Origin of the sequence: Cognatishimia coralii, assembly GCF_037478305.1 — a bacterium.
Taxonomy (GTDB): domain Bacteria; phylum Pseudomonadota; class Alphaproteobacteria; order Rhodobacterales; family Rhodobacteraceae; genus Cognatishimia; species Cognatishimia coralii.
Genome location: NZ_JBBGAZ010000003.1, coordinates 39,806 through 60,141 on the forward strand (window position 1 = coordinate 39,806; position 20,336 = coordinate 60,141).

Consider the following 20,336-nt stretch of genomic DNA (forward strand, 5'->3'; position numbering starts at 1 on the left):
AATTCAGGAGTACGCATATGCGTCGAGTCGTCGTCACTGGTTTGGGCATCGTCAGCTCAATCGGCAATAACGCAGAAGAAGTCATCGCCAGCCTCAAGGCAGGTAAATCCGGCATCGAAGCCAGCCCCGAGATGGTGGAACACGGGTTCCGCTCTCAGGTGGCGGGCACGCTGAAAATCGACGTCAGCGAACATGTCGACAAACGCACCCTGCGGTTTATGGGGCCCGGCGCGGCCTATGCCCATATCGCGATGAGCCAAGCCATCGCGGATGCGGGGCTTTCGGAAGATCAGGTTGTTAACGAACGCACGGGTTTGGTGGCGGGCTCCGGTGGTCCATCCACCTCGGCCATGCTGACCGCGCACCAAACCGTGGCAAAGACCGGCGCGACAAAGCGGATCGGGCCATTTGCCGTGCCAAAATGCATGAGCTCGACCATTTCGGCGAACCTCGCGACGGCCTTTAAGATCAAAGGTATCAACTATTCGATCACCTCGGCCTGCTCGACATCCCTGCACTGCATTGGCAATGCCGCAGAGCAGATCATGATGGGCAAACAAGACGTCATGTTCGCGGGCGGCGGTGAGGAACTGGACTGGACCCTGTCATGCCTCTTTGACGCCATGGGCGCGATGTCCAGCAAGAAAAACGATGATCCGACCAAAGCGTCCCGCGCATTTGACCAAGACCGCGACGGTTTTGTCATCACCGGTGGTGGCGGCATTGTGGTGCTTGAAGATCTCGACCACGCTCTGGCACGCGGTGCGAAAATCTACGCCGAAGTCACGGGCTTCGCAGCAACTTCCGACGGCCACGACATGGTCGCCCCGTCTGGCGAAGGCGGCGAGCGCGCGATGCGTTTGGCGCTGCAGACTCTGCCTGAGGGTCGCAAAGTCAGCTATATCAACGCCCACGGCACCTCGACCCCTGTCGGCGACGTCGGCGAAGTCGAAGCGGTCCGCCGTGTATTCGGCGAGGGTAATGTGCCTCCGATCAGCTCGACCAAATCCATGACCGGCCATGGTCAGGGCGCGGCTGGCGCGATGGAGGCGATCTTCTGCCTCTTGATGCTGGACAATGACTTCATCACCCCATCAATCAACGTTGAAACCCTGGCCGACGGCATCAACGAAGGCGAAATCGCCACGAGCCTCGTGGAAAACGCAGGGCTTGATAGCGTGATGACCAACAGCTTTGGCTTTGGCGGCACCAACGGGTCGATGATCATGTCGAAATACACCGGCTAACCCACTGATTTAGCAACAAGACAACTTTAAGGGACGAAAGATATGTCTGACCTGCTCAAAGGAAAACGCGGCCTGATTATGGGCGTCGCAAACGATCGCTCGATCGCTTGGGGCATTGCAAAAGCCATGCATGGGGCCGGAGCAGAGCTGGCCTTCACCTATCAAGGCGAGGCCTTTGGCAAACGTCTTGCGCCTCTGGCGGAAAGCCTTGGTAGCGATTTCATGGTCGATGTGGATGTGACGGACGATGCGTCCTTGGATGCAGCGTTTGATCAGCTGGGCCAGCGCTGGGACAACATCGACTTCGTCGTTCACGCTATTGCCTATTCTGACAAGAACGAGCTGACAGGCCGGTTCCTGGACACCTCTCGCGCGAACTTCAAGAACTCCATGGACATCTCGGCCTACAGCCTGATCGAGGTCGCCCGCCGCGCGCATCCTTTGATGAAGGAGCAAGGCGGCACGATCCTAACCCTGACCTATCAGGGCTCTAATCGTGTGACGCCCTTCTACAACGTCATGGGCGTGGCAAAAGCCGCGCTTGAGGCTGCAACGCGCTATCTGGCAAACGACCTTGGCCCAGAAGGTATCCGTGTGAACGCGATTTCTCCGGGTCCGATGAAAACGCTGGCGGGCGCTGCGATTGGCGGGGCACGCAAGACCTTCCGTCAGACCGAATCCAACGCGCCGATGCGTGCCAATGCGACGCTTGAAGCGGTTGGCGGCACGGCTGTGTATCTCGCGTCCGAAGCCGGAGCCTGCACCACAGGCGAGATCATCCGCGTGGATGGCGGCTATCACGTGCTGGGGATGCCGCAGCCGGAAAACCTCTAGGTTTTATAGACATCTGAAAAGCAAAAAGCCGGGCATCACACCCGGCTTTTTCTATTCTGATCGAAAGACTTAGCAGCAGCCGCAGCTTTTCTCTTCGCCACCCGCTGCAACCGGTGCGCCGATGCTCACCAGTTTCAACGCAAAAGTCAGATCCTTGCCCGCCAGCATGTGGTTTGCGTCCAGCGTAACGGTTTCGTCGGTGATATTCACAACCGTTACAGGGATCACGTCACCCGCCTGCCCCTGCATCTGTAGCATCATGCCCAGCTCCAGAGGGATCTCGTCCGGGATCTGCTCACGCGGCACATCCTGCATCATGGCTGGGTTGATCGGGCCATAAGCGTCTTCGCATGGGATGTGGATGGTTTTCTCTTCGCCCACGCTCATGCCGGTCACACCGTCATCAAAACCCTTGATGACCTGACCAGACCCCAAAGTGAACGCCAGCGGATCGCGGCCCTCGCTGCTGTCAAAGGTGCTGCCGTCATCCAGCGTGCCGGTGTAGTGGATCTGTACGTTGTCGCCCGCTTTGGCGAGTTGTTTTGCATCACTCATGGTCTGTCCAATCTGTTCTCAGACGCCCCAGTGACCTCTGACGCGCCTCCCCTATCGGGAAAAATGCATTGATGCAAATCGCGCTGCATTGACTTCACGTCGCAAGGGATCATTCTGGCCGCAACGGAGGATCACCTATGCCTATCAAAGCTTGCGTTTTTGACGCCTATGGCACGCTGTTTGACGTCGCCGCTGCCGCTCGCGAAGCGGCGCAAGAACCGGGGCGCGAAGCATTTGCCACCCATTGGCCCAAGGTCGCGAATGACTGGCGCTTGAAACAGCTGCAATACACCTGGCTGCGTGCCGTCACAGGCGCCCATACGGATTTCTGGCAAGTCACCCAAGAGGGCTTGGACTGGGCGCTGGAGGCCTCTGGCCTCGCTGAGCCCGCGCTGCGCGAACGGCTTTTGCAGCTTTATTGGGAGCTGTCGGCTTATCCAGAGGTGCCAGAGATGCTGAAAACCCTGAAAGATCAGGGGTTTGAGACGGCGATCCTGTCCAATGGCTCGCCTGATATGCTCGCAGGCGCGGTCGACAGCGCTGGGATCGGCGATGTGCTAGACGATGTGCTCAGCGTGGAGAGCGTGGGTATCTTCAAACCAGACGCCTCGGTCTATGAGCTGGTGACAAACCGCTTTGGATGCGCCCGAGACGCAGTGCTCTTTGTGTCCTCAAACGGCTGGGACGCCGCAGGGGCCGCTGGTTTTGGGTTCACAACGGCTTGGGTCAACCGCGCAGGCGAGCCGATGGACCGCTTGCCATGGACCCCGCATCATGTTCTGTCTGACCTCACCACAATTCCAGATTTAGCGAGGGCCTGATGGCCAATTTTCAAACCTCTGACGGGGTCACGATTTTTTATACCGATGAGGGCACCAAAGAGGTCCCCGTCCTTTGCCTCTCAGGCCTAACCCGTAATTCCACCGATTTCAGCTATATCGACGGCCATCTCCCCGGCGCGCGGCTGATCAAGATGGATTATCGCGGGCGCGGCAAATCCGATTGGGTCGAGGATTTCACCACCTATTCCGTCTTGCGCGAAGCCCAAGACGCGATTGAATTGATGGACCATCTGGGTCTCGAGAGGTTCGCCATTCTGGGCACTTCGCGCGGCGGGCTAATTGCGATGACGCTGGGCGCAATGTGTATGGATCGTCTGATCGGCGTTGCGATGAACGATATCGGGCCGGAACTGGACACAGCGGGTCTGTCGGCCATCATGGGCTATCTGGGGCGTCCGCCCGTGTGGAAAACCTACGCTGAAGCAGCTGCGGTCCGGTCCAGCGTCATGGCAGGGTTTGCCAATGTGCCCGACAGCCGCTGGCGCGAAGAAGTCGAGAAACAGCATCACCAGACACCGAACGGCCTGATCAACACCTACGACCCCAAACTGCGGGACGCGGTCGAGGCCGCAAGCCTGCAAGCCGTGCCGGACCTTTGGCCCTTTTTTAAAGCCTTCGCTCATCTCCCTGTGGCCCTGATCCGAGGCGCGAACTCCGACCTTTTGTCCGCGACCGCCTTTGAGCGCATGCAAAAGGAACTGCCCGATGCTCTGGCCGTCACCGTCGCGGACCGCGGTCACATCCCCTTCCTAGATGAACCCGAAGCGTTGGACACCCTGCGTGCGTGGATTGCGAGGCTCACATGAACATAGACATGATCGAAGCCGCCGCCGAGCGGCTCAGGGGACATGCAAGACGCACACCGCTTCTATCGTCTCCGTTTTTGGACGAGATCGCCGGACGGCGTGCTTTCGTGAAACCTGAAAACCTGCAGCACACCGGGTCGTTTAAGTTTCGCGGCGGATGGTCTGCGGTCTCAGCACTCAGCGACGCACAGAGAAAACAGGGCGTAATCGCGTTTTCTTCAGGCAATCACGCGCAGGGAGTGGCATCTGCGGCATCGGCCCATGGCGTCAAAGCCGTGATCGTTATGCCTGCCGATGCGCCACAGATTAAAATCGACAACACCCGTGCTTTGGGGGCCGACGTCGTGCTCTATGACCGCGCAGGGGGCGAAAGCCGCGAAGAAGCTGCGGAGGCTTACACCAAAGCTGGCATGATCCTAATCCGCCCCTATGACGACGCTCAGGTCATCGCGGGCCAAGGCACCACAGGCCTTGAGATTGCCGAACAAGCGGCGGAGGTCGGCATTGATGCGGCAGAGGTTTTGATCTGTACAGGCGGCGGTGGCTTGTCTGCGGGAATTTCCTTGGCGCTAGAAGCCAAAGCGCCAAAGATGAAAGTACGCACCTGTGAGCCACAAGGGTTTGACGACGTACGCATCTCGCTCGAAACCGGTACGATCACGGCCCACAATAGCCCGGCAAAAGGCCTCTGTGACGCAATCCTCACGCCAGCCCCCGGCGAGATGACCTTCCCCATCCTCCACCGCCTCGCAGGCCAAGGCATCGCGGTCTCTGATGAAGAGGCCAAGCGCGCCATGGCGTTGGCCTTCAACCGCCTCAAAGTGGTGCTGGAACCCGGCGGCGCGGTGTCGCTTGCGGCGGCTCTCTTTCATGGCGACGCGCTCACTATGGACGCCACCATCGCCGTCACCACCGGCGGCAACGTCGACCCAGCGCTCTTTGCCCACGTCCTTCAGACCTACGGATAGATCCCATGCATTTCACGCTTGCGTCTTTTAATGTCAAAAACCTGATCGGAGCGGATCAGGAGTATTATCGCTTCCAGTCCTACACACCCGAGGAACATGCGTGGAAAGTCGATTGGATGGCGGATCAGATCCTGTCGATGGATTCCGATATCATCGGCTTTCAAGAAATCTTTGAAGAAGACGCGCTGCGCCATGTGATCGAGGAAACCAACGAGCGTGGCGCCGCACTCAATGCCGCCGTGATCCCCAGCCGCGACAAACGCTATCACCGCAAGACGATCTTTAAAAAACTGGGGTTTGACCCCTATGACACAGGCCACATCGCCTTTGCAAAGAACGTGAATGACACAGGCGAACCCGGCAATCGCCGCCCGGGCGTCGCGGTCCTCAGCCGGTTTGGGTTTGTCGGAGACCCAGAGGTCACTCAGGACCTACCCGAGCCGCTCGACATTCCCATGCAGGATCTGACCGGAGGCGACGGCGGGTCGATCCGGATCACCCGTCTCTCCCGCCCGATCCTCAAAGTGCGCGTGCCTGTGGGCGATCACGTGGTGACGCTTTTCAACTGCCACCTGAAGTCCAAGCTCGGCGAGTTCCCCCGGCCCGATCACGGAGGCCCTGCCCCGGAGGCGGACCTCACTCAATATGATCCAATTGGCCGTGCCCTTGGATCCCTACGCGCCGCCGTCCGCCGCATGGCAGAGGCTTGGGTTCTGCGCCGCGAGATCGTTAGGGAACTTGAGGCCGGTAACCCCGTCGCCGTCACCGGCGATTTCAACGATGGCGAAAACGCGGTCAGCTCGGAAATCATCTCGGGCGAGACACCATTCAAAAACTACGCCTGGATGCTGCGCCACGACGCTGAAACGCCGCGCGATCGCTACAGCGAGGCCGAGGACCACCAGATCCGCGCGGCTTTGCTGAAAATGCAGCTTGTCTCCGCCGAGAACCTCTTCCTGCGCAAGAGCCTGCGCGATGTGGTCTATACGACCGCCTTCGGCGGCGTGCATGAAAGCATTGACCAGATTTACCTGTCGCGACATTTCAACCCTGACAATCCCGACCGGATCGGCGATATGGAGTACTTTAGCGTCTTTAACGACCATCTCACCGACGGCAGCCACCCCGAAGCGCCCTATAACAAACTGGCCTCTGATCACGGGCAGATCATGGCCCATATGCGATTGAAATGAATGAAGATCGACCTCGGCACTCATAGCCTTAACGTGATCGATGAAGGCCCGCGCGACGGCGCGCCTTTGGTGCTGTTGCATGCACTCGGGACGGGCGCGCATCTTTGGGAGGATATGATCGAGCACCTGCCTCCGGGTCTTAGGATCATACGCCCAGATATGCGTGGGCATCGCGATAGCACGGCGCCTGAGGGTGCTTATAAGATGGGCAGTCTGGTGCGCGATGTGGAACGGGTTCTGGATCAGCTTGAGGTCCGCGATGCGGTTGTCGTCGGCCTGTCGATTGGCGGCATGGTGGCGCAGGGGTTGGCTGTGAAGCGGCTGGATATCGTGCGTGGCCTGGTGCTGGCGAACACCTCGGCGCGGGTTGGGATTGCCAGCCAATGGGACAAGCAAATCGAAGAGGTGCGCGCTAAAGGCACCGGCGGCATGACAAGCCGCACGATTGAGGCGTGGTTCACTAAAGACTGGCATCTGACCGGCAAGACCGAGCCTTGGCGCAAAAGCCTCGCGAGCCTGCCGGATGAGGTGGTGATCGGCTATATGGAGGCGGTGAAAACCACTGATTTTTACACGCCGACAAGCGGTCTGCGCCTGCCGACCTTGGGGCTCGCCAGCTTAGAGGACAAGATCATCCCGCCCGACATGACCCGAGAGACCGTAGAGCTTATTCCGGGCTCAAAAGTCGAAATCATTCGCAAATCCGGGCATCTTTCGCCCGTGGATCAGCCGATTTCTTTTGCGATGTCCTTGGTGCAATTCCTCAAAGATATCGGCCACATAGCCCAAGACGCGGAAATTTGACCCGACGGCAAATCACCGAAACTGAACTGATCAGTTTGATTTTGCATTTAAATCCCTTATCTCTGACCCCTAAGAGGGTTTGGGGACCGTTATGTCATCAAGATTGCCGATCATCTTCATCGTTATGACTGTTGTGATTGATGCCATGGGCATCGGTCTGATCATGCCTGTAATGCCTGATCTGATCCAAGAGGTTCAGGGCGTCGGCATCTCTGATGCGGCGATCTGGGGTGGCATTCTGGCTGCGTCCTTTGCGGCGATGCAATTCCTGTTTGGCCCCTTCCTTGGCAACCTGTCTGACCGCTATGGCCGCAGACCCGTCCTGCTGATTTCCCTGACCGTCATGGCGCTTGATTACATCGTCATGGCTCTGGCGGGCAGCATCTGGCTTTTGCTGGCAGGCCGGATCGTCGGAGGAATCACCGCCGCGACGCATTCCACCGCCAGCGCCTATATGGCGGACATCTCAACGCCGGATCAAAAGGCCAAGAACTTTGGCCTGATTGGTGCCGGTTTTGGCATTGGTTTCGTCCTTGGCCCAGCGCTTGGGGGTATGCTTGCGGAATTTGGCACCCGCGCGCCGTTCTTTGCGGCCGCAGCCCTTGCCGGCGCGAATGTGATCCTTGGCTATTTCGTCCTGAAAGAAACCGTCACAGACGAGATCCGCCGTCCTTTCCGCTGGAAACGCGCGAACCCGCTAGGTGCCTTTGCCGCCGTGTCCAAGCTCCCAAACCTTGGCGCGCTTCTTTTGGTGTTTTTCTTCTATCAGGTCTCGGCCTATGTGTACCCCGCGATCTGGAGCTATTTCACCGCCGAAGCCTTTGGCTGGAGCGTCAGCATGATCGGGATATCTCTGGCCGTGTTCGGGATTTTCTACGCTGCCAGCCAAGCTCTTTTGGTGCAGCCTTTGATCAATCGCTTCGGCTATCGCGGCACGGTGATTTTCGGTCTCGGTCTCGAAATTTTCGCCATGCTTTTCATTGGCTTGGTGCCCAGCGGCATGTTGATCCTCGCCTTCACGCCGATCGCAGCCCTCGCCTCTATAGGCCTACCCGCCCTGCAAGGCATCATGTCCCGTGTGGTCCCTGACGACGCACAAGGAGAACTGCAAGGTGTGCTTACCTCTGTGGCGGCCATTGGCATGGTGATTTCGCCCTTGGTAATGAACCAAACCTTCGCCTTTTTCACGCGCGAGTCAGCCCCGATCTACTTGCCCGGCGCATCCTTTCTGCTGGCAGCGGTCCTGATGGGCATCGCCATCGTGATCTTTACGTGGCGTAGTGCATCACAAGCGACACAAAACGCATAAAACTTTGTCGCAATCGGGCGGTCAGCTGCTAGCGTTAACTCACCAAGCTGGTGCGAGTTAACAAGGAATACCGACATGGCCCTAGTCAAAGCTGCTGTCTGCCACGAATTTGGCAAACCCCTCTCTATCGAAGACGTCGAGCTGCGCGCGCCGATTTCTGGCGAGGTCGAGGTGACCCTCGCTGCCGTCGCGATTTGCCACTCGGATATCTCCTATGCCGATGGCGCATGGGGCGGGTCTTTGCCTGCGGTCTATGGCCATGAGGCGGCGGGTGTCATTACCGCGATGGGGGACAATGTGACAGGTCATCAGGTGGGCGACAAAGTGGTTGTGACCCTCATTCGCGCCTGTGGCACCTGCCCAGCCTGCGCGGCCGGAACGCCGACGATCTGTCAAACCGCCTATGACGGAGACAAAGGGCCACTGACCATGCCCGACGGCAGCAAGTTGCACCAAGCTATGGCTTGTGGAGCCTTCGCCGAGAAGGTCGTCGTTGACCAAAGCCAAATCGCCGAGATCCCAGAGGATATGTCCTCGACCTGCGCGAGCCTCTTGGCTTGCGGCGTCATCACCGGCGTAGGCGCTGTGGTGAATGCGGCGCAATTGCGTGCCGGTCAGGACGTCGTGGTCATTGGCGCGGGTGGTGTCGGCCTGAACGCCATCCAAGGCGCGCGTATCGCGGGGGCTCGCCGGATCGTCGCCGTGGATATGAGCGAAGACAAGCTTGAAATCGCGAAGGAATTTGGCGCAACCCACGGTGTGCTCGCCACGGAAGACAAACCCTGGCGCGCCGCCAAAGAGGCCCTCGGAGGACGAGGGGCAGATGCGGTACTTGTCACTGTGGGGGCCGCCCCTGCCTATGACGCCGCGCCAAATTACCTCGCCTATGGAGGCAAGATGATCATGGTCGGCATGCCTCACACGGGCGCGGTGTCCACCTATGAGGCTGCGAATTTCGCCGCCGTAGGGCAGAGCATGATCGGCTCGAAAATGGGTGACGTGGTTGTACCGCGCGACATCCCGTGGATGGCGGACCTCTATGAACAGGGCCGTTTGAAGCTGGACGAGCTGGTGTCTGGCACATGGACGCTCGATCAAATCAACGAAGCCATCGCCGACACAAAAACCGGCACAGCCAAGCGCAACGTCATCGTGTTCTAAGGCGCGCTTGCGCCCGCGAAGACTTCGTCGCAAGCTCACATCCAAAGGAGAGCCTCATGCGTCTGATTGATCTGGATGTCATCGTCACAAGCCCCCCTGCGCCAGGTTGGGGTGGCCGCTACTGGATATTGGTCAAACTGCGCACCGACACGGGCCTTGTTGGCTGGGGCGAATGCTATGCGGCCTCGGTGGGCCCCGAGGCGATGACCCATGTGATCCGCGATGTCTTTGAGCGGCATATGCAGGGCGAGAACCCCGAGGACATCGAATTGATGTTCCGTAAGGTCTATTCCTCTGGCTTCACGCAGCGTCCGGACCTGACCGTGATGGGCGCGTTTTCCGGGTTAGAGATCGCCTGCTGGGACATTTTGGGCAAAGATCGCGGCCGCCCTGTCTATGCGCTTTTAGGCGGGAAGATGAATGAAAGGCTGCGGGCCTATACCTACCTCTACCCCCTGCCCGAACATGACAAAAACGCCTTTTGGACATCGCCCGCCATGCATGCCGAAGCGGCGGCTGATCTTTTGGCCCAAGGCTATACGGCGATGAAATTTGACCCAGCGGGTCCTTACACAATGCGCGGCGGCCATATGCCGGCGATGCGTGACATCACTATGTCTGAGGCCATGTGCCAAGCCATTCGTGGCGCAGTGGGCGATGAAGCGGACCTATTGTTCGGAACCCACGGGCAATTCACGACGGCTGGCGCGATCCGGCTTGGTCAGGCCTTGGAAAAATACAGCCCGCTCTGGTTTGAGGAACCGATTCCGCCAGACAATGCACCAGAAATGGCGAAAGTCGCGCAAGCCGTGCGCGTGCCCGCGGCCACCGGCGAGCGTCTGACGACCAAGGCCGAATTCGCCGAAGTCCTGCGCCTGGGTGCCGCTACGATCCTGCAACCCGCGCTGGGTCGCGTCGGTGGCATATGGGAGGCCAAAAAGATCGCAGCCCTCGCCGAAGTCCACAACGCGCAGATGGCCCCGCATCTTTATGCGGGTCCGGTGGAATGGGCCGCCAACATCCATTTCGGCATCTCGATCCCTAATATTCTGATGGTCGAAACCATCGAAACACCTTTCCACAAGAATCTGATCAAAGGCGGCATTCGCGTCGAAGACGGCTTTGTCCACGCGCCCACCGAACCCGGCCTTGGCATCGAAGTCGACGAAGACCTTGCCCGCGCGCATCCTTTCACCGGCCACGACCTACATCTGAACATGCAGGACGATCCTTGCGACTATGTGAATGGCAACTCTTTTGCTGGTGGCGCGCCACCTCTTGAATAAGTGACTTCGCAAAATGGCGGTTTCTATGCTAGGCTGGGTCAATTGTTTTAGGATTTAGCCGTGAATATCCAAAACTCCGCCGACTCTATGACGTCTTTTGAAGAAAGCGCAGCCGCTGCGGCGCGCTTCCTGAAAAGCTTTGCGCATGAAGGTCGATTGAAAATCCTTTGCCATCTCTCGACAGGCGAAAAATCCGTCAGCGAGTTGGAAATTCTATTGGATGCGCGTCAGGCTGCGGTCAGTCAAATGCTTGCGCGCTTACGCGAAGAAGAGATGGTTGAGACCCGCCGCAACGGAAAGACCGTTTATTACTCTGTCGCAGATCAGACCGTCGCCCAGATTATCGGCGTTCTCTATGAACGGTTTTGCGCCACGGACGCCACGCGTGAAGATCCCTCAAAAGAGTAAGAGCGCACCGCGCTTTATGCTCGCCTTTTCTTGACCTTGCCTTGTGCACCTCAGCGCCCTAGCGTTCCTTAAATTCTCGCTTTAGCTCAACCGTCAAAGGTCTTACGCGCAGCTATGACGCTTCCATCGGCATTCAACGACTGGTTTGCCAGCCGAGGCTGGGCGGCCCATCCACATCAATTGCAGATGCTGGACCAACGGGATGCCCCCGCCCTTTTGTTGATTGCCCCGACGGGCTGCGGCAAGACCCTGGCTGGGTTCCTGCCCACATTGGTCGATCTGGCAGATGGGACGCATGAGGGGCTGCATACGCTCTATGTTTCCCCGCTCAAGGCGCTTGCGAGCGATATTCAACGCAATCTCAGCACACCGATTTCAGAGATCGGACTGCCCATTCGGGTCGAAGAGCGCACGGGCGACACCTCTGGAATGCGCAAGAAACGCCAGCGGGCTGATCCGCCGCATATTCTGCTGACGACGCCGGAAAGCCTTGCTCTGCTTACCAGTTACGAGGACGCGCCCCACATTTTCCGGGGCCTCAAGCGGGTTGTCGTCGATGAAATCCATGCTTTGGCAGAAAGCAAGCGGGGCGACCAACTGATGCTGGCACTGGCGCGCCTGCAAGCGCTGTGCCCCGATATGAAACGTGTTGGCCTTTCGGCGACTGTTGATCGACCAGACGACATCGCGAAGCTCTTGGCCAAAAACCCAGACCCTTGCGAGATCCTGACCGCAGACCCTGGCCCTGCCCCTGATATCTCGATGCTGCAGACCGACGAGGCCCCACCCTGGTCCGGAGGCGGCGCGGCCTACGCGATCCCGGCGGTTCTGAACGAGGTCAAGAAACACAAGACCACGCTGATCTTTCACAATACCCGCGCGCAGGCCGAAATTTTCTTTCACAACCTGTGGCTGGCCAATGACGAAGCTCTGCCTATCGGCATCCACCATGGCAGCTTGGACCGAGAGCAACGCCTAAAGGTCGAAGCCGCGATGGTGCGCGGCGAGTTGCGGGCGATTGTTTGCACGGGCAGTTTGGATCTGGGAATCGACTGGGGCGATGTGGGTCTCGTCATTCAGGTCGGCGCGCCCAAGAACGTCAAACGACTGGTGCAACGTATCGGGCGGGCCAATCACCGCTATAATGCGCCGTCAAAAGCCATACTGGTGCCTGCGAACCGATTTGAGGTCATTGAATGCGTGGCAGCTCTTCAGGCGGTGCAGGAAAACGATCTGGATGGGGAAACGCGAGGGGCTGGGCCTCGGGACGTCTTGTGCCAACATATCATGCTGCGTGCGGCGGCGGGGTCGTTTGATGCGGACGCACTCTTCGCCGAAATGACCTCGGCCGGGGCCTTCGCTGATCTGTCCCGAGCTGATTTCGACCTTTGTCTGACGTTCTGTGCAACCGGTGGCTATGCGCTGCGGGCGTATGATCAGTGGCAACGGTTAAAACAGGCGCCGGACGGAACATGGCATCTGCGCGATCCACGTTCGGCGGCCAAGATCCGCATGAATGCGGGCACTATTCAAGACAGCGACCTGTTGAAAGTGCGCATGGGCCGGTCCCGCGGCGGCAAGCCGTTGGGCGAGATCGAAGAAGCCTTTGCCGCCTCACTCACCACCGGCGACACCTTTCTGATCGGTGGGCAGATCGTGCGCTATGAAGGTCTGCGCGAGATGACCGTCGAAGTCTCGCGCAATCGCGGTCGCAAACCCAAAGTGGCGGTGTTCTCGGGGTCGAAATTCTCGACCTCAACCCAATTGTCCCAGCGCATTTTGCGATTGTTTGACAAAGGAGATTGGCCCGAACTACCCCAGCACACGAGCGACTGGCTGCATCTACAAACCAAGATGTCGAGACTGCCACAACCCGGGCGTCTGTTGGTTGAAAGCTTTCCGAATGATGATCGCCAAAACCTGTGTGTTTACGGATTTGCGGGCCGCAATGCGCAGCAAACACTAGGGCTATTGCTGACGAAGCGGATGGAAGACCTGGGGCTCGCTCCAATGGGCTTTGTCGCCACCGATTACGCCACCTTGATCTGGGGGTTGGATCACGTGAGCGACCCGCGACCCCTTCTGGACCCAAAGGAGTTGCGCGACGGCTTGGACGGCTGGCTTGCTGAAAACGCGCTGATGAAACGCACGTTTCGCGGCGTGGCCACCATCGCGGGCCTCATTGACCGCAACCTGCCCGGCAAGCGCAAGACCGGCCGGCAAGCAACGTTTTCCAGCGATATCCTCTATGACACTTTGCTGAAGTATGACCCTGATCACGTGTTGATGCAGATCACCCGAGAAGAAGCCATGCGCGGCCTCGTGGATTTCGCGCGCATCGAAGAGATGCTGGCGCGGATAGAAGGCCGCATCGATCATGTGGTTTTGGATCGTGTGACACCGCTGGCGGCGCCATTGTTTTTAGAGGTCGGCAAGGTCTCGGTTTCGGGTGCTGCGGAAGAACGGCTTTTGGCAGAGGAAGAGGCCAGATTGATGGAGGCTTCAGGCCTTGCAAAAATTAACTGATCCCTGCTTGCCACTACCCCCGATTTAGGTCACCTATGACTTATGAACGGCTTGGAATTTTCTTTGGCAGGCGCACAGCTGACGGCCCTTGGGTCAGGCGCGCTTTGGTGGCAGGAAAAACGCCTGCTTTGTGTTTCCGACCTTCATCTTGGTAAATCAGAACGTCTCGCGCGCCTGTCTGGGCAGGTACTGCCGCCCTATGACACGCAAGATACGTTGATCCGCTTGGAACATGATCTGCAACAAACGCAGGCTGCGATTGTGGTCTGTCTGGGCGACAGTTTTGACGATCTAGAGGTTCTGGACGAGTTGCCGGAGGCCGAGACCAACTGGATCCACCGCCTGCAAGCAGGCCGCCGTTGGATCTGGATTGAAGGCAACCATGATCCGGGGCCCGTGCAATTGCCGGGCAGCCATTTGGCCGAGCTGCCGTTGCCCCCGCTCACCTTCCGCCACATAGCTCAGCAGGGGAAAAGTGGAGAAATTTCAGGGCACTATCATCCCAAAGTGCGTGTGCAGACCCGCCTTAGATCGATTTCCAGACCCGCGTTCCTGTTTGATTCCGACCGGATCATCATGCCGTCTTATGGCACCTATACCGGCGGATTGCGCAGCTCTGATGACGCGCTGAAAAGCCTGATGCGCCCTGAGGCGCAAGCCATCGTCACGGGACAGACACCAAGGATCGTTCCGCTGCCAAAGTGACGCGACGCTCTCGTTGTGACCTCTGATCAGATCGGCATGCTCTAAGGGATTACGAACAGCAGGTGTCCTATGTCCCTTGATCCAATTGTCGAAGAGAAAATCCGTGCAGCCTTTTATGCACAGGCCTTTATGAAGACGATTGGCGCGGAAATTCATGGGGTCGAATTGGGCCGTGCCGAAATCACCGCGCCGCTGGGCGAGGCGTTTTTACAGCACAATGGCGTTGGTCATGCGGGCCTGACCTTTGCGCTGGGGGACACAGCAGCGGGCTTTGCCGCTGCTACGACCATGACTTTGGAGGGCAACGTGTTAACGACCGAGATGAAGATCAACCTGCTTGCCCCCGCCGCAGGCCAAAGGCTTCGTGCGGTTGGGCGTGTGATCAAGCCCGGCAAGCGGCTGATCGTCACGCAGGCCGATGTCTACAGCGAGAGTGACGGGAAAGCCCCGATCCACGTCGCGATTTTAATGGGAACAATGGTGGCGGCCCATCCAAAGACCTAGGCCGCCTGCGCGGATCCTTTGAAAGGATCCGACGTCTTTTTTCTTTCAAAGAAAAAGCTTAAGCGGTGAGCCCTTCGGGCTCGGCCAGGCCGTTTGCGCGGCAGCAAGCCGTGACCGTGTTCGCCAAGAGGCAGGCAATGGTCATTGGACCCACGCCACCCGGCACTGGGGTGATCGCCCCTGCACGCTCGACTGCGGATGCGTAATCCACGTCGCCCACAAGCTTGTTTTTACCGTCACGCTCGATGCGGTTGATGCCCACATCAATCACGGTCGCGCCTTCTTTGATCCAGTCACCGGGGACCATTTCAGGACGGCCCACAGCGGCCACAACGATATCCGCACGACGTACCACGTCTGGCAGGTCTTTGGTGCGGCTATGTGCGATGGTCACTGTGCAACTATCGCCCAGCAAAAGCTGCGCCATTGGTTTGCCAACGATGTTGGAGCGGCCAATCACAACCGCATCCATACCAGACAGAGACCCATGGTGATCGCGCAGCATCATCAAACAACCGAGCGGAGTACAAGGTACCATAGATTTCTGACCAGTCCCCAGCAGACCAACGTTGGAAATATGGAACCCATCCACATCTTTGGCCGGATCAATGGAGTTGATGATCAGATCTTCGTTCAGGTGCCCCGGCAATGGCAACTGCACCAGAATGCCATGCACATTCGGATCATTGTTCAACTGGTTCACAACGGCCAGCAGATCCTCTTCAGAAGTATCCGCGTCCAGCTTGTGCTCATAGGAATTCATGCCCGCCTCAACGGTCTGCTTGCCCTTAGAGCGCACATAGACCTGGCTTGCTGGGTCTTCACCGACCAGAACCACAGCCAAGCCCGGCGTGATGCCGTTTTCTTCTTTCAGCCGCGCCACATGGCCTGCCACTTTTTCACGCACGGTTGCGGCAAAGGCTTTGCCGTCGATAATCTGAGCTGCCATCTTGTCAGTCCCCCACAGTCTAAGAGGCTAGGCCTCTGCGTTCTCTTTGATCACCTGCGCCTCGCGCGCAATGGACCAATCTATCAGCCGTCGCCACAAATCCTCGGTCAGTTGGGGGTCTAGTCCCGCAGTTGCCGAGGTTGCTTTGACCTTGCTAACCACCTCTTCCACACGTTCGGGAATGCGGGCGGGCCAGCCGTTTATCTGTTTGAGCTCGATTGCGCGGTCGATCATGCCCGCACGCGCCACCAAAAGCTCGACCAAGTGACGATCCAGACCATCGATGGCCTCCCGCAATTCCTGCATGTTCTGACAGTCTTGAGGGGATTTCAGCGTCGTCATTGGGAGTCTCCTGCGGCCACTCTTTATGTGGCCGCAGAGAGCGCATTTTTCAACTTAGAACAAGCCCTCGATTTCACCATCTGCATTGAGGCAAATCGTCTCGGCCGCCGGTTTGCGTGGCAGGCCTGGCATGGTCATGATCTCACCGCAGACAACGACGATGAAACCGGCACCGGCAGAAAGGCGAACCTCACGCACTGGCACAGAGTGACCCACAGGCGCGCCGCGCAGATTCGGGTCGGTCGAGAAGCTGTACTGTGTCTTCGCCATACAGACCGGCAGGTTGCCATAGCCGGCCTCTTCCCACTCGCGCAGCTGGTTGCGGATCTTTGCGTCGGCCAGAACTTCGTCCGCACGGTAGATGCGCTTCGCGATGGTCTCGATTTTCTCAAACAGAGGCATGTCGTCGCGATAGAGCGGTGCAAATTGGCTGACGCCGGAGTCTGCGATCTCTGCCACACGGGTCGCAAGTTCCTTGGTGCCTTCAGAACCATGCGCCCAGTGCTGACACAGGATCGCTTCAGACCCTTGGCCTTCAACGTATTCCTTCACAGCCGCAACTTCGGCGTCGGTGTCGGTGACAAAGTGGTTGATCGCGACGACCACAGGCACGCCGAAGGATTTGACGTTGCCGATGTGACGGCCAAGGTTCGCGCAGCCGTCTTGAACCGCTGCGACGTTCTCTTCGCCGAGATCCGCCTTTGCCACGCCGCCGTTCATTTTCATCGCGCGCACAGTCGCCACCAGCACCACACAATCCGGTGCAAGGCCTGCTTTGCGGCATTTGATGTTCATGAACTTCTCGGCACCAAGGTCCGCGCCAAAGCCCGCCTCGGTCACAACGTAATCCGCCACTTTCAGCGCGGTTTTGGTGGCGATAACAGAGTTACAGCCGTGCGCGATATTCGCGAATGGGCCGCCGTGGACGAAGGCCGGGTTGTTTTCCAGCGTCTGCACGAGGTTTGGCTGCATTGCATCTTTCAGCAGAACAGTCATCGCGCCGGAGGCTTTGATGTCACGGCAATAAACCGGCGTCTTGTCGCGGCGGTAGGCCACGATGATGTCGCCCAGACGCTTCTCCAGATCCGCAAGGTCGGTTGCCAGGCAGAGGATCGCCATAACCTCAGAGGCCACGGTGATGTCAAAACCGGTCTCGCGTGGGAAGCCGTTGGACACGCCACCCAGAGACGCTGTGATCTGACGCAGCGCGCGGTCGTTCATGTCGACCACACGACGCCATGCCACACGGCGGGTGTCGATCTCTTGCTCGTTGCCCCAATAGATGTGGTTGTCGATCATCGCCGACAGCAAAGAGTGCGCCGAGGTGATTGCGTGGAAGTCGCCGGTGAAGTGGAGGTTCATTTCCTCCATTGGCACAACCTGCGCGTAACCGCCGCCTGCCGCGCCGCCCTTCATGCCGAAGTTCGGGCCCAAAGACGCTTCGCGGATACAGATCATCGCGTTTTTGCCGATGGCGTTCAGACCGTCGCCCAGACCCACGGTGGTGGTGGTCTTGCCTTCGCCCGCTGGGGTCGGGTTGATCGCGGTTACGAGGATCAGCTTGCCGTCCTCTTTGCCCTGAACCGAGTTGATGAACTCTTGGCTGACCTTGGCTTTGTCGTGGCCATAGGGCAGCAGGTCATTTGGTTCCATGCCCAGCTTGGCGCCGATCTCCATGATCGGTTTCTTGTTCGCTTCGCGTGCGATTTCGATGTCTGATTTATATCCCATGGCGGTCTTTCCAGTCGCTAAAGGTGGTGTTTGACTCGATTAATAGCGACAGAATGCCTCGGTACACGGAGCATTTCCGACACAAACAAGCATTCTTGCGTCTTGCGCGATAGATGGGGTTTCGTTTGGGAAACGGAAATCTCATTTCGCGTCCTATGCCAAACAAGCGGTCTGGATCACCATGCTTTCGCAAACAAAAAACCGGAGCTCATGCGAGCACCGGTTTATTTGTTTTGCTTGTCGAGCGCGTTAGGCGGTCGGCTCAGGCTCCATCCCGCCATCCGGCTTATTGCGCGGCTTGGTTTTCGGGATCGCCGTCACTGATGGCTTGTCCTCAGCACTGGGTGCTGAGCCTTCGTCATCATCGGACGCTTGCGGAGGCTCGCCGTTCATGACGCGCTGAATTTCTTCGCCCGTCAGGGTTTCGTATTCCAACAGGCCTTGCGCCAGACGTTCCCACTCATCCTTGTATTTGGTCAGAATTTCGTAGGCGCGGTCATAGCCGCCTTGGATAAAGGCGCGGACCTCTTCTTCGATCAGCTCTTTGGTATTGGCCGACACAGAGAAACCGCCGGTATTGCCGGAATAGCCCTCATGTGCCTCGGCATAGTCGATGTTGCCGACCTTATCGGACATGCCCCAACGCAGAACCATCGCGCGCGCCAATTGGCTGGCTTGCATGATATCGCCCGCAGGCCCGTTGGACACATTGTCCTCACCGTATTTGATGATCTCAGCAGCCTTACCCGCCATGGTCATGGCCAGCTTCTGCTTACATTCCTCTTTGTGGTAGTTCAGACGGTCCATTTCAGGCAGGGACACGACCATGCCCAAAGCGCCACCGCGCGGGATGATCGTCGCCTTATAGACAGGATCACATTCCGGCAGCTTCAGGCCGACAACAGCGTGGCCCGCTTCGTGATAGGCGGTCTTTTCTTTCTGATCCTGCGTCAGAACCATCGAGCGGCGCTCGGCCCCCATCATCACCTTATCTTTGGCGGATTCAAAATCCTCCATTGTGACGAAGCGGCGTCCTACACGGGCAGCCATCAGCGCGGCCTCATTCACAAGGTTCGCGAGATCCGCACCTGAGAAACCGGGCGTACCGCGCGCAATGATGCGCAGGTCGACGTCTGGGCCCAGAGGCGTCTTGCGCGCATGCACGCCAAGGATCTTTTCACGGCCTTTGATGTCAGGATTGCCAACGGTGACGTTCCGGTCAAAACGGCCCGGGCGCAGCAGCGCTGGGTCCAGCACGTCTTTCCGGTTGGTCGCGGCCAGAATGATCACGCCTTCGTTGGCTTCAAAACCGTCCATCTCGACAAGCAGCTGGTTGAGCGTCTGTTCACGCTCGTCATTGCCGCCGCCATAGCCTGCGCCACGATGGCGACCCACGGCGTCGATCTCGTCGATGAACACGATACAAGGCGCGTTTTTCTTGGCTTGCTCGAACATGTCACGGACACGAGAGGCACCCACACCCACGAACATCTCAACAAAGTCAGAACCAGAGATTGTGAAGAACGGCACACCCGCCTCACCCGCAATCGCGCGCGCCAGCAGGGTTTTACCAGTGCCCGGAGGCCCTACGAGCAACGCGCCCTTAGGGATCTTGCCGCCGAGGCGGGAGAATTTCTGAGGGTTGCGCAGGAACTCAACAATCTCTTCGAGCTCTTCTTTCGCTTCATCGATGCCCGCGACATCATCAAAGGTCACGCGGCCATGCTTTTCGGTCAGCATCTTGGCTTTGGATTTGCCAAAGCCCATCGCGCCGCCTTTGCCACCGCCCTGCATGCGGTTCATGAAATAGATCCAAACACCGATCAGCAGAAGGAAAGGCAGCAGGCTAAGGATAAAGGCCTGGAAGCCCGATTGCTCTTGCGCCTCGGCTTTCACAGGCACGTCCTGGGCCAGCAAAAGCTCGGTCACGCGGGCGTCTTCGGGCGCGATGGTGACATAATCCGTGCCGTCTGCTGTGCGATACACAACCTTTTCGCCATCCAAGGTGACGCTGGTGACAGTCCCCTCCTCGACGGAGGCGACAAAGTCGGAATAGCCAATTTCACGGCTTTGCAGGGTGCTGCTGTTGCCACTTAGCAGATTGAAGAGCGCGAGGATCAGCAGGAAGAGCACAACCCAGAAAGCGATATTACGTGCGTTGCCCAA

At 58.3% G+C, this 20,336-nt stretch carries 19 protein-coding genes; 14 read left to right on the top strand and 5 right to left on the bottom strand.

From position 1 onward, the window contains the following. Window positions 1-17: 17 nt before the first annotated feature. Complete coding sequence (fabB, locus tag WG622_RS07670; protein WP_339403055.1) at window positions 18-1,247, top strand: beta-ketoacyl-ACP synthase I; 1,230 nt, start codon at window positions 18-20, stop codon at window positions 1,245-1,247. A gap of 42 nt (window positions 1,248-1,289) precedes the next feature. Continuing rightward, window positions 1,290-2,081: an enoyl-ACP reductase FabI gene (locus WG622_RS07675; RefSeq protein ID WP_339403056.1), complete on the top strand. Its 792-nt coding sequence runs from the start codon at window positions 1,290-1,292 to the stop codon at window positions 2,079-2,081. Between the two features lie 69 nt (window positions 2,082-2,150). Here WG622_RS07675 and WG622_RS07680 read toward each other — a convergent pair whose 3' ends face one another. Beyond that, window positions 2,151-2,636 (bottom strand): FKBP-type peptidyl-prolyl cis-trans isomerase, encoded by a 486-nt coding sequence (locus WG622_RS07680; RefSeq protein WP_339403057.1) that lies wholly within the window; start codon window positions 2,634-2,636, stop codon window positions 2,151-2,153. A 137-nt stretch (window positions 2,637-2,773) separates the two neighbouring features. Here WG622_RS07680 and WG622_RS07685 point away from each other — a divergent pair, with 137 nt between their 5' ends. The 12 genes from WG622_RS07685 (at window position 2,774) to WG622_RS07740 (ending at window position 15,148) form a co-directional block, all read left to right on the top strand. After that, window positions 2,774-3,457 (top strand): haloacid dehalogenase type II, encoded by a 684-nt coding sequence (locus WG622_RS07685; protein WP_339403058.1) that lies wholly within the window; start codon window positions 2,774-2,776, stop codon window positions 3,455-3,457. Continuing rightward, entirely contained in the window at window positions 3,457-4,284 is an 828-nt protein-coding gene (locus tag WG622_RS07690; RefSeq protein WP_339403059.1) for an alpha/beta fold hydrolase, read from the top strand. Before WG622_RS07685 ends, WG622_RS07690 begins: the two co-directional genes overlap by 1 nt. Continuing rightward, window positions 4,281-5,252 carry a threonine ammonia-lyase gene (locus WG622_RS07695; RefSeq protein ID WP_339403061.1) on the top strand — a complete coding sequence of 324 codons (972 nt, stop codon included), beginning with the start codon at window positions 4,281-4,283 and terminating at the stop codon, window positions 5,250-5,252. The genes WG622_RS07690 and WG622_RS07695 overlap by 4 nt, the downstream gene beginning before the upstream one ends. A gap of 5 nt (window positions 5,253-5,257) precedes the next feature. Then, window positions 5,258-6,445, top strand: a complete 1,188-nt coding sequence (locus tag WG622_RS07700) for an endonuclease/exonuclease/phosphatase family protein (protein ID WP_339403062.1) — start codon at window positions 5,258-5,260, stop codon at window positions 6,443-6,445. Beyond that, a complete protein-coding gene (locus WG622_RS07705) occupies window positions 6,446-7,249 on the top strand; it encodes an alpha/beta fold hydrolase (protein WP_339403063.1) in 804 nt (267 codons plus the stop codon). 91 nt (window positions 7,250-7,340) lie between these two features. Further along, a complete protein-coding gene (locus tag WG622_RS07710) occupies window positions 7,341-8,558 on the top strand; it encodes a TCR/Tet family MFS transporter (protein ID WP_339403064.1) in 1,218 nt (405 codons plus the stop codon). 75 nt (window positions 8,559-8,633) lie between these two features. Continuing rightward, window positions 8,634-9,719, top strand: coding sequence for a Zn-dependent alcohol dehydrogenase (locus WG622_RS07715; protein ID WP_339403065.1), 1,086 nt, complete (start codon window positions 8,634-8,636; stop codon window positions 9,717-9,719). Window positions 9,720-9,775: 56 nt separating this feature from the next. Then, entirely contained in the window at window positions 9,776-11,005 is a 1,230-nt protein-coding gene (locus tag WG622_RS07720; protein WP_339403066.1) for a mandelate racemase/muconate lactonizing enzyme family protein, read from the top strand. Between the two features lie 87 nt (window positions 11,006-11,092). Beyond that, the gene (locus WG622_RS07725; protein WP_339403260.1) at window positions 11,093-11,413 is read left to right on the top strand and encodes an ArsR/SmtB family transcription factor; all 321 of its coding nucleotides are present in this window, start codon (window positions 11,093-11,095) and stop codon (window positions 11,411-11,413) included. Window positions 11,414-11,527: 114 nt separating this feature from the next. Next, complete coding sequence (locus WG622_RS07730) at window positions 11,528-13,939, top strand: ligase-associated DNA damage response DEXH box helicase (RefSeq protein WP_339403067.1); 2,412 nt, start codon at window positions 11,528-11,530, stop codon at window positions 13,937-13,939. Between the two features lie 42 nt (window positions 13,940-13,981). After that, window positions 13,982-14,644 (top strand): ligase-associated DNA damage response endonuclease PdeM, encoded by a 663-nt coding sequence (pdeM, locus tag WG622_RS07735; RefSeq protein WP_339403068.1) that lies wholly within the window; start codon window positions 13,982-13,984, stop codon window positions 14,642-14,644. A 69-nt stretch (window positions 14,645-14,713) separates the two neighbouring features. Continuing rightward, window positions 14,714-15,148, top strand: a complete 435-nt coding sequence (locus WG622_RS07740; RefSeq protein ID WP_339403069.1) for a PaaI family thioesterase — start codon at window positions 14,714-14,716, stop codon at window positions 15,146-15,148. A gap of 58 nt (window positions 15,149-15,206) precedes the next feature. Here WG622_RS07740 and folD read toward each other — a convergent pair whose 3' ends face one another. The 4 genes from folD to ftsH form a co-directional block, all read right to left on the bottom strand. Continuing rightward, window positions 15,207-16,097, bottom strand: coding sequence for a bifunctional methylenetetrahydrofolate dehydrogenase/methenyltetrahydrofolate cyclohydrolase FolD (folD, locus tag WG622_RS07745; protein ID WP_339403070.1), 891 nt, complete (start codon window positions 16,095-16,097; stop codon window positions 15,207-15,209). A 27-nt stretch (window positions 16,098-16,124) separates the two neighbouring features. Continuing rightward, on the bottom strand, window positions 16,125-16,439 hold the full coding sequence (locus WG622_RS07750) for a chorismate mutase (RefSeq protein ID WP_339403071.1): 315 nt from the start codon (window positions 16,437-16,439) through the stop codon (window positions 16,125-16,127). Window positions 16,440-16,493: 54 nt separating this feature from the next. Further along, window positions 16,494-18,170, bottom strand: coding sequence for a formate--tetrahydrofolate ligase (locus tag WG622_RS07755; RefSeq protein WP_339403072.1), 1,677 nt, complete (start codon window positions 18,168-18,170; stop codon window positions 16,494-16,496). A gap of 249 nt (window positions 18,171-18,419) precedes the next feature. Next, window positions 18,420-20,336: an ATP-dependent zinc metalloprotease FtsH gene (gene ftsH, locus WG622_RS07760; protein ID WP_209355666.1), complete on the bottom strand. Its 1,917-nt coding sequence runs from the start codon at window positions 20,334-20,336 to the stop codon at window positions 18,420-18,422.

What these genes read in the sequence shown, in the direction of transcription:
- WG622_RS07750 (WP_339403071.1), bottom strand. Translation starts at nt 16,439, where the DNA reads ATGACGACGCTGAAATCCCCTCAAGACTGTCAGAACATGCAGGAATTG.
- pdeM (WP_339403068.1), top strand. Translation starts at nt 13,982, where the DNA reads ATGAACGGCTTGGAATTTTCTTTGGCAGGCGCACAGCTGACGGCCCTT.
- WG622_RS07725 (WP_339403260.1), top strand. Translation starts at nt 11,093, where the DNA reads ATGACGTCTTTTGAAGAAAGCGCAGCCGCTGCGGCGCGCTTCCTGAAA.
- WG622_RS07755 (WP_339403072.1), bottom strand. Translation starts at nt 18,170, where the DNA reads ATGGGATATAAATCAGACATCGAAATCGCACGCGAAGCGAACAAGAAA.
- WG622_RS07715 (WP_339403065.1), top strand. Translation starts at nt 8,634, where the DNA reads ATGGCCCTAGTCAAAGCTGCTGTCTGCCACGAATTTGGCAAACCCCTC.
- WG622_RS07675 (WP_339403056.1), top strand. Translation starts at nt 1,290, where the DNA reads ATGTCTGACCTGCTCAAAGGAAAACGCGGCCTGATTATGGGCGTCGCA.
- WG622_RS07700 (WP_339403062.1), top strand. Translation starts at nt 5,258, where the DNA reads ATGCATTTCACGCTTGCGTCTTTTAATGTCAAAAACCTGATCGGAGCG.
- WG622_RS07695 (WP_339403061.1), top strand. Translation starts at nt 4,281, where the DNA reads ATGAACATAGACATGATCGAAGCCGCCGCCGAGCGGCTCAGGGGACAT.
- WG622_RS07740 (WP_339403069.1), top strand. Translation starts at nt 14,714, where the DNA reads ATGTCCCTTGATCCAATTGTCGAAGAGAAAATCCGTGCAGCCTTTTAT.
- WG622_RS07680 (WP_339403057.1), bottom strand. Translation starts at nt 2,636, where the DNA reads ATGAGTGATGCAAAACAACTCGCCAAAGCGGGCGACAACGTACAGATC.
- fabB (WP_339403055.1), top strand. Translation starts at nt 18, where the DNA reads ATGCGTCGAGTCGTCGTCACTGGTTTGGGCATCGTCAGCTCAATCGGC.
- WG622_RS07705 (WP_339403063.1), top strand. Translation starts at nt 6,446, where the DNA reads ATGAAGATCGACCTCGGCACTCATAGCCTTAACGTGATCGATGAAGGC.
- WG622_RS07710 (WP_339403064.1), top strand. Translation starts at nt 7,341, where the DNA reads ATGTCATCAAGATTGCCGATCATCTTCATCGTTATGACTGTTGTGATT.
- WG622_RS07685 (WP_339403058.1), top strand. Translation starts at nt 2,774, where the DNA reads ATGCCTATCAAAGCTTGCGTTTTTGACGCCTATGGCACGCTGTTTGAC.
- WG622_RS07730 (WP_339403067.1), top strand. Translation starts at nt 11,528, where the DNA reads ATGACGCTTCCATCGGCATTCAACGACTGGTTTGCCAGCCGAGGCTGG.
- folD (WP_339403070.1), bottom strand. Translation starts at nt 16,097, where the DNA reads ATGGCAGCTCAGATTATCGACGGCAAAGCCTTTGCCGCAACCGTGCGT.
- WG622_RS07690 (WP_339403059.1), top strand. Translation starts at nt 3,457, where the DNA reads ATGGCCAATTTTCAAACCTCTGACGGGGTCACGATTTTTTATACCGAT.
- WG622_RS07720 (WP_339403066.1), top strand. Translation starts at nt 9,776, where the DNA reads ATGCGTCTGATTGATCTGGATGTCATCGTCACAAGCCCCCCTGCGCCA.